Genomic DNA, 6,309 nt, shown 5'->3' with positions numbered 1-6,309 from the left:
GCAACGACCACGGCAACACGGTGATCCCCTACGACACCGTCAACCACCAGGCCTACGCGGCGATCCGGCCGACGCTGGCGATCGGCCGCGACGCGCTGGCCGCGACCGCGCTGGCGCCCACCGTGGCGCTGCCGGACGGTCGGCAGATGGCGCTGGCGCCGGGGCTGTCGGCGATCAAGCCGGTCTTCGACGGCGGCCGGCTGGCGGTGATGTTGAACATCGGCACGCTGATGGCGCCGATGACGCTGGCGCAGTACCGCTCGGGCGCGGTGCCGGCGCCGCCCAAGCTGTTCTCCCACAACGACCAGGCCAGCCTCTGGCAGTCGTCCAGCGTCGAGGGTGCGCGCACCGGCTGGGGCGGGCGCATGGCCGACCTGATGCTCTCGGCCAATGGCCGTGCCGGGCTGACCTGCATCAATGTCTCGGGCAACGCGGTGTTCCAGGCCGGCGAGCAGGCCTTCCAGTACCTGACCGGGCCGGGCGGCAAGAAGCCGATCAACGGCATCGGCAGCCAGATGTTCGGGTCCAGCTCCTGCGCGACGCTGTTGCGGGCGCTGATCACCGAGCAGCGGAGCCATCCCATGGAGGTCGAGCTCAACCGCGTGACGGCGCGCTCGATCGAGCTGCAGTCGACGCTGAGCACCGCGCTGGCGGGCGGCGCCACGATCACGGCGGCCTTCGCGAGCGACTCGCTCGCGCGCCAGCTCAAGACGGTGGCGAGCCTGATCGCAGCGCGCGCGTCGCTGGGGATGACGCGGCAGGTCTATTTCGTCTCGATGGGCGGCTTCGACCTGCACGACGGCCTCACTTCGCGGCACCCTCAGTTGATGCAGCAGCTCGGCGGCGCGCTGGGCAGCTTCGATGCGGCGCTGCGCGAGCTGGGCATGGCGGACCAGGTCACCACCTTCACCGCTTCCGATTTCGGCCGCACGCTGAGCAGCAACGGCGACGGCACCGACCACGGCTGGGGCGCGCACCACTTCGTGATGGGCGGCGCGGTGCGGGGCGGGCGCTTCTACGGCACGGCGCCGTCGGTGAGCGTCAACGGCCCGGACGACGTCGGCCAGGGGCGGCTGCTGCCGACGACCTCGGTGGACCAGCTCGCCGCGACGCTGGCGCTGTGGATGGGCGTGCCGGCCAGCGAGCTGCGGACGGTGCTGCCCAACATCGGCAACTTCGCGGCCGCCGACCTGGGCTTCCTGGGCTGAGGTGCACCAGCGTGGATCACCGATGACGACGGGCCGCGCGGCCGGCAGGCCTCCCGGTATATCGGCGCCGGACCGACATCGCCGGCCCCCCAGCCCTAGGGGGCCGCGCGCGCGAAGTTCCGCTACGCAATGTCGGGCGGTTCTCCTAACATCCCTGAAGGCCCCACACACCTCATCGCGGCGCAGACCGTGCACGTCGAGGGCCGCGTTCCACACGCGCCTGAACAGGGAGGCTGAGATGGATGGCATGGTGTTGGGGAGGGGCCCCGAGACGGGCCGGCTCTTGTCCTATCGCGGTCCGGAACGCCGGCGAGGATCGCCGGACCGGTGGTGGCGTCACGCGCTGGAGGAGATCGACCTGGGGGTCTGCCTCGTCGGCGGGGACGGCCAGCTGCTGTATGCCAACAGCACCGCCAGGCGGCAGCTCGACGAGACCTCGCCGCTGCAGCTCATCGACGGCCAACTGGTGGCGCCACAACGCAACGACCAGCTCCGGCTCGAGGGCGCGCTGGCCGACGTGCAGCGCGGCCTGCGCCACCTGATCTGCCTGGGGCGGGGCGCCGGGCGGCTGTCGCTGTCGGTGCTGCCGCTGCAGGACGGCCTGGGGCGCACCGCGCAGGCGCTGCTGGTACTGGGCAAGCGCAACCTGTGCGGCGAGCTGCCGATGCTGGCCTTCGCGCGCGAGCATCAGCTGACCGCGGCCGAGCAGCAGGTGCTGCAGGCGCTGTGCGCCGGCCTGCAGCCACAGGAGATCGCGCAGCGCCACGGCGTGGCGATCTCGACGGTGCGCACGCAGATCGCGAGCGTGCGCGCGAAGACGGCCACCGAGAGCATCCGCGACCTGGTCGCGATGGTGGCGCAGCTGCCGCCGATGCAGGGCGTGCTGCGCGTGGTCGAGCTGCGCTGATCAACCGCGCCGCGGCGCCAGCGTCTTGCTGAAGAGGGCGGTGCCGGCCAGGTCCTTCAGCGTGACCGTCATCGCGCGGGTCTTCGCGTCGATGTCGACCTGTCCGAAGAACTGGGTGTCGACCGCCGGCGCGGCGTTGGCCACGCCCGGTCCCTTTTGGTAGACCACCTGCATGCCGAAGGTGCCGTCGGCCTTGTTGGGGCCGAAGCCGCCGGCATGCAGCGGACCGGAGACGAACTCCCAGAACGGCAGGAAGTCGGTGTGCTTCGCCCGGGCCGGGTCGAAGAAATGCGCGGCCGTGTAATGCACGTCGGCCGTGAGCCAGACGATGTTGTGGAGGCGGTGGCGCTTGATCTCGCTGAGCAGGCGCGCGATCTCCAGCTCGCGGCCGCGCGGCGCGCCGTCGTCGCCATTGGCGATGGCCTCCCATTTGTCGCGGCCCTCGGCGTCCTTGCCGTCGTTCACGTGCAGGCCGATGGGCATGTCGGCCGCGATCACCTTCCACACCGCCTTCGAGCGCTTGAGCCCGTCCAGCAGCCAGCCGATCTGCGGGCGGCCCAGGAAGGCGCTCGCGGCGTTCTCCTCGGTCTGCAGGTTGGCGCTGTTGGGGCCGCGATAGCTGCGCATGTCGACGACGAAGACGTCCAGCAGCGGCCCCTGCGGCAGGTGACGGTAGATGCGCTCGCTCTCGGCGTCGCCGAAGCGGCGCATCGGCGCGTATTCCTGGAAGGCCTTCGTGCCGCGGGCCACCAGCAGCGGGACATTCTTTTCGGTGTAGCGGGCGTCGCCGGAGAGGTCCTTGCTGTCCGAGTAGTTGTTGGTGACCTCATGGTCGTCCCACTGCCAGATCTGCGGGACCTGCGCCGACAGGCGGCGGACATTGGCGTCCATCAGGTTGTAGCGGTAGCGGCCGCGGTATTCGTCCAGCGTCTCGGCGACCTTGCTGGTCTGCTCGGTGACGAGGTTGCGCCAGAGCGAGCCGTCGGGCAGCGTGATCTCGGCGGGGATGGGGCTGTCGGCGTAGATGGTGTCGCCGCTGTGCAGGAAGAAGTCGGGATTGATGCGGCGGATCTGCTCGTAGATCTTCATCCCGCCCCAGGCCTCGTTGATGCCCCAGCCTTGACCGCAGGTGTCGCCGCTCCAGGCGAAGCGCAGGTCGCGCACCGACCGGCTGCCGAAGGCGTCGGGCAGGCGCAGGTGGCCGGGCATCGGCTCGGACAGGACGCGCTCGTTGCGCAGGTCCTACAGGATGACGCGGTAGAAGATCTCCTGGCCGGCGGGCAGGCCGCGCAGATCGACGCGGCCGGTGAAGTCGGAGTCCTCGAGCAGATGCGGACCGCGCACCCGCTGCGCGTTGGCGAAGCTGGCGGTGGTGGACCACTCGAGCCAGAGCCGGGCGGGGCGGTCGGCGCGGGTCCAGATGATGGCGCCATCGGCGATCGGATCGCCGGACTGGATGCCATGGGGCATCTGCGGCCGCATCGCATCGCGGGTGATGAGGGCCGGCGCCTGCGGCGTGCCCTGCGCGCGCAGGCCGTGGGGCGCCAGCAGCGTGCCGCCTCCGAGCAAGGTGCTGGCGTGGAGGAAGCGGCGGCGGTCCATGCGGGTCTCCCGGCGAAGTGGCAAAGCCCGCGATGCTGCCGGTGGGGTATGACGCGGCAGTGAACAGGCTTGAACGAAGCTGACGGCGCGCTCATTTGCAACACTGCCCATCCCCCATTTGCTCCCTCTTGAGGGCGAGGCGAAATCCAATGTTGCGTGATGTCAAAGCGCCCCTATGCGCATCAGATTAGCGTCGATAAAGCTAATCAAACCGTATGGCATGCATGAATCGCATCAACTCGACCGAGAAGGCGATGCGGTTCGAGGAAGTGAAGAAGCGCGATGAACAAACCTATTGATTTCCAGACCATCGTGGGCGCGGACGGCCTGCCCGCATTCGTCGTGCTTCCGTATGACGAATTCGTGCGGCATTTCGAGGCCGTGGGCGACTTGATCCCCGACGCCGTGGCGCAGTTGGTGTTCAACGAGCAGATGACCGGCGCCAAGGCTTGGCGCACGCACCTCGGGCTGACGCAGCAAGCGGTGGCGGATCGGCTCGGGATCACGCAGGGCGCCTACGCGCAACTGGAGGCCAGCCCTCGACCGCGGCGCTCGTCGCGCGAGCGCATCGCGAAGGCCCTGGGCATCCGGCCCGGCCAGTTGAACTTCTGATCCCGCGCCCGCGGCGCGGGCGGTGTTCACTGCCCGGCCGGCGGCTCCCAGAGCTCGACCTGGTTGCCTTCGGGGTCGATGACCCAGCCGAACTTGCCGTATTCAGAGTCGTCGGTCTTGTCGAGCACCTCGCAGCCCTCGGCGCGCAGCGCCTGCAGCAGGGCGGCCAGGTCGGCGACGCGGTAATTGATCATGAAGGACTTGCCGTGCGGGCCGAAGCCGGCCGTGTCCGCCGCGCCGATCGACCAGATCGTCGTGCCGCCGGTGGGCTGGCCCGCCTCGTCCGTCCACTGGAACGCCGCGCCGCCCCAGGGCAGCACGTCCACGCCGAGGTGCGTGCGGTACCAGTCGCGCAAGGCCGCCGGGTCCTTGGCGTTGAAGAAGATGCCGCCGATGCCTGTCACACGCTTCATGGGGAGACTCCCGTCAGGTTGACCGATCGCAAGGACATCGGCGCGTCGGCTCACCGACGATGCACCGCGCCGCGCTTGAGCGTCAGCAGACACAGCAGCGCGATCAGGGTGAACAGCGCGCCGCTCCAGATTTCATAAGGCAGACCGAGCAGCGTGTACGCGGAGGCCTCGCTGCAGTTGGCCGTGACCATGAAGACACTCGGAAGCCTGGTTTCCAGGTCCAGCGCCGTCAGCACGCGATCGGCGAAGGTCATGTCGCAGGTGGCCAGCTTGGAGGCCACTTCATGCTGGTAGCCCGCGGCGAACAGACCCGCCACGCCGAGCGCCGCGGTCAGCAGCAGCGCCACCACGCGCGCGGCGCCCACGCGCTGCAGCAGCCAGCCCAGCGCGCTCACCGCGGCGATCAGCAGGAAGATGCCGCGCTGCATCACGCACCAGGGGCAGGGCTTGACCCCGAACTGGTACTGCGCCACCAGCGCCGCCGCCACGCCGGCGAGCGACACCAGCGCGCTGAAGGCCAGCACGCGCGAGGCGGTCAGCGCGCGCATCAGTCCGCGATCTCGGCGATCAGCTCGATCTCGACGCAGGCGCCGAGCGGGATCTGCGCCACGCCGAAGGCGCTGCGCGCATGCGCGCCCTTCTCGGGGCCGAAGACCTCGCCGATCAGCTCGGAGGCGCCGTTGGTCACCAGGTGCTGCTCGGTGAAGTCGCCGGTGCTGTTGACCAGGCTCATCAGCTTGACGACCCGCTTGACCTTGTTCAGGTCGCCGACCGCCGCGTGCAGCGTGCCGAGCAGGTCGATCGCGATCGCGCGTGCCGCCTGCTGGCCGGTGGCCGTGTCGGTGTCCTTGCCGAGCTGGCCCACCCAGGGCTTGCCGTCCTTCTTCGCGATATGACCCGACAGGAACACCAGGTTGCCGGTCCGGACGAAGGGCACGTAGGCCGCGGCGGGCACCGCCACCGGCGGCAGCTCGATGCCGAGTTGGGTCAGGCGGTCATAGACGGAAGTGCTCATGAGGATGTGCGCGGAAGTGAAAAAAAGCGCCGCGAATCCTACACCCCGGCATGGCGCTGGACGCTGGTGCCCGCAGCAGCCCTGGTCGGCATGGGGCTGGTCCATCGCCTGCCGGTCCTGCCCGGACCGCAGGCATGGGGCGCCTGGCTCGCCTGCGTCGTCGCGCTGGTGTTGACGATGGTGCTGCCGGTCGCCCCGGTGCGGGATCGATCGACGGCGGCCGACGGCAACGTGGACCGGCCCTGGCCGCGATGGGCACGATGGGCGCCATGGCTGCGGGGGCCTGCATGGCAAGGAGGGACGTCACCACCACGACCGCGAGCGCGATCGCGATGGTCGAGCCATTGGCTCGCGTGGGCGCTGCTCGCGGCGCTGGCTGGTGCGGGCCTGACCGCCCACCGCGCCGCGTTGCGCCTGGCCGAGGTGCTGCCGGTGGCGCGCGAGGGCCAGGTCATGACGATCACCGGCCGCATCGCCAGCCTGCCGCAGCGCACCACCGGCCTGGGCGGCACCGAGGGCTGGCGATTCGTGCTCGCCGCCGATGCCGCCTCG

Annotated in this window: 6 protein-coding genes and 2 pseudogenes; 4 read left to right on the top strand and 4 right to left on the bottom strand. The window is 70.1% G+C overall.

Annotated elements, in window-relative coordinates; translation table 11 throughout:
- Together FUT87_RS01090 and FUT87_RS01085 are read left to right on the top strand one after the other, a co-directional pair.
- A partial coding sequence (locus FUT87_RS01090) for a DUF1501 domain-containing protein (RefSeq protein WP_147239807.1) occupies nt 1-1,208 on the top strand: 1,208 nt, incomplete at its 5' end.
- Between the two features lie 238 nt (nt 1,209-1,446).
- Nucleotides 1,447-2,115 (top strand): helix-turn-helix transcriptional regulator, encoded by a 669-nt coding sequence (locus tag FUT87_RS01085; protein WP_186830296.1) that lies wholly within the window; start codon nt 1,447-1,449, stop codon nt 2,113-2,115.
- Here the strand turns inward: FUT87_RS01085 and FUT87_RS01080 are convergent.
- Nucleotides 2,116-3,717, bottom strand: a pseudogene (locus tag FUT87_RS01080) (alkaline phosphatase D family protein).
- A gap of 282 nt (nt 3,718-3,999) precedes the next feature.
- Between FUT87_RS01080 and FUT87_RS01075 the strand changes: the two are divergent.
- Complete coding sequence (locus tag FUT87_RS01075; protein WP_147239805.1) at nt 4,000-4,329, top strand: helix-turn-helix domain-containing protein; 330 nt, start codon at nt 4,000-4,002, stop codon at nt 4,327-4,329.
- A gap of 26 nt (nt 4,330-4,355) precedes the next feature.
- On the opposite strand, the gene FUT87_RS01070 is transcribed toward FUT87_RS01075, so the two are convergent.
- Genes FUT87_RS01070 through FUT87_RS01060 form a run of 3 tightly spaced genes read right to left on the bottom strand, consistent with a single transcriptional unit; the run spans nt 4,356 to nt 5,757 of the window.
- The gene (locus FUT87_RS01070; RefSeq protein WP_147239804.1) at nt 4,356-4,742 is read right to left on the bottom strand and encodes a VOC family protein; all 387 of its coding nucleotides are present in this window, start codon (nt 4,740-4,742) and stop codon (nt 4,356-4,358) included.
- Nucleotides 4,743-4,792: 50 nt separating this feature from the next.
- Nucleotides 4,793-5,290: a disulfide bond formation protein B gene (locus FUT87_RS01065; protein ID WP_091732419.1), complete on the bottom strand. Its 498-nt coding sequence runs from the start codon at nt 5,288-5,290 to the stop codon at nt 4,793-4,795.
- Nucleotides 5,290-5,757, bottom strand: a complete 468-nt coding sequence (locus tag FUT87_RS01060; protein WP_099862122.1) for a RidA family protein — start codon at nt 5,755-5,757, stop codon at nt 5,290-5,292. Before FUT87_RS01060 ends, FUT87_RS01065 begins: the two co-directional genes overlap by 1 nt.
- 66 nt (nt 5,758-5,823) lie before the next feature.
- Between FUT87_RS01060 and FUT87_RS01055 the strand changes: the two are divergent.
- Nucleotides 5,824-6,309, top strand: a pseudogene (locus FUT87_RS01055) (hypothetical protein); the annotation flags it as partial.

This window comes from Mitsuaria sp. TWR114, assembly GCF_007997345.1.
The sequence above is the reverse complement of the archived record's forward strand: the minus strand, read 5'-3'. Positions and strand labels throughout refer to the sequence as shown.

What these genes read in the sequence shown, in the direction of transcription:
- FUT87_RS01085 (WP_186830296.1), top strand. Translation starts at nt 1,447, where the DNA reads ATGGATGGCATGGTGTTGGGGAGGGGCCCCGAGACGGGCCGGCTCTTG.
- FUT87_RS01075 (WP_147239805.1), top strand. Translation starts at nt 4,000, where the DNA reads ATGAACAAACCTATTGATTTCCAGACCATCGTGGGCGCGGACGGCCTG.
- FUT87_RS01070 (WP_147239804.1), bottom strand. Translation starts at nt 4,742, where the DNA reads ATGAAGCGTGTGACAGGCATCGGCGGCATCTTCTTCAACGCCAAGGAC.
- FUT87_RS01065 (WP_091732419.1), bottom strand. Translation starts at nt 5,290, where the DNA reads ATGCGCGCGCTGACCGCCTCGCGCGTGCTGGCCTTCAGCGCGCTGGTG.
- FUT87_RS01060 (WP_099862122.1), bottom strand. Translation starts at nt 5,757, where the DNA reads ATGAGCACTTCCGTCTATGACCGCCTGACCCAACTCGGCATCGAGCTG.